Annotated in this window: 2 protein-coding genes; both read left to right on the forward strand. The window is 50.9% G+C overall.

The window, feature by feature from the left end; translation table 11 throughout:
* The coding region (gene thiD, locus R7E47_RS24640) for a bifunctional hydroxymethylpyrimidine kinase/phosphomethylpyrimidine kinase (RefSeq protein ID WP_318085370.1) at positions 1–707 on the forward strand (707 nt) is incomplete at its 5' end.
* Positions 697–1,255: ATP-binding cassette domain-containing protein (locus R7E47_RS24645; protein WP_318085373.1), on the forward strand; the 559-nt coding region annotated here is incomplete at its 3' end. The genes thiD and R7E47_RS24645, both read left to right, overlap by 11 nt.

Here is a 1,255-nt window from a genome sequence, read left to right on the forward strand (position 1 = left end):
TCATTACCGCCATTACTTCGCAAAACACGCAAGGCGTTTCTGCCATTTTCCCTATCCCACTTGATCACGTTGAAAGCCAACTCGATGCGGTGTTTACCGATCTCAATGTTGTGGCGGTAAAAGTCGGCATGCTGGCGGATTCGAACATCATCAAAGTGGTGGCCAGCAAGATCAGACAGTACCAGCCTAAACATCTTGTGATAGATCCCGTCATGGTCGCCACCAGCGGCGATTTGCTACTTGAGCAATCAGCAATCAGCACGTTAAAAGAAGAGCTAATTCCACTGGCAGACATCATCACTCCTAACCTGCCAGAGGGTGCAGCACTGACAGGTAAGCCTGTACCTCAATCTGAGGCAGAAATGAGTGACATGATTGACGACCTTCGTGCGCTTGGTGCCAAAGCCATTCTGCTCAAAGGCGGTCACCTTGAAGAAGATGAAAACAGCAACGATCTGCTGATCATGCAAAACAGTGTCGAGTTAATCAGCGCCAAGCGTTTTCCGACCCAAAACACCCACGGTACGGGCTGTACACTGTCTTCCGCTATTGCGTCTTACCTTGGTCAAGGCAACAACCTGCACAAAGCCGTGCATTTAGGAAAACAGTACATCAGCCAAGCCATCGCTCATGCGGATGAATTGGAAGTGGGGAAAGGTCACGGACCAGTACATCACTTCTTTGCGGGTCATACCTATGTTCGCTAACGCGATTGGCATTCAGCTTTCCGACGCCAGTTTGCAATACAAAGACAGCCAAACACCGACTTTAGCGAAAGTGAACATGGTCATTCCTATCGGTCAATGGACGGTATTACTCGGGCGAAGTGGCTGCGGAAAAACCACGATATTGCGTTACTTAGCTGGCCTACTGGATGACCAAGTTGACTGGCATGGCGAACTCATCACAACCGATGGCGCCGCATTGCATGACCGTGTCGCTTACATGGCTCAGCAGGATTTATTGCTGCCGTGGCTTAACGTGCTGGATAACGTCTGCCTCAGCTCGCGCTTTTCTCACGCCAACTCAAATTCAGCGGAAGAGAAACAACGTGCTCTCAACTTGTTAGAGCACGTTGGGTTAGCAGATTACGCTTACGCCAAACCCGCTCAACTCTCTGGAGGTATGCGACAGCGCGTACCCCTTGCTCGCACTCTAATGCAAGACAACCCTTTGGTCTCAATGGACGAACCTTTCCCGGCATTGGACGCCGTGCCTCGCCCCACATTGCAAACTCTCTCTGCCCCGCTACCAA

The sequence above is a fragment of the Vibrio sp. Vb1026 genome (genome assembly GCF_033338745.1).
Taxonomy (GTDB): Bacteria; Pseudomonadota; Gammaproteobacteria; order Enterobacterales; family Vibrionaceae; genus Vibrio; species Vibrio alginolyticus.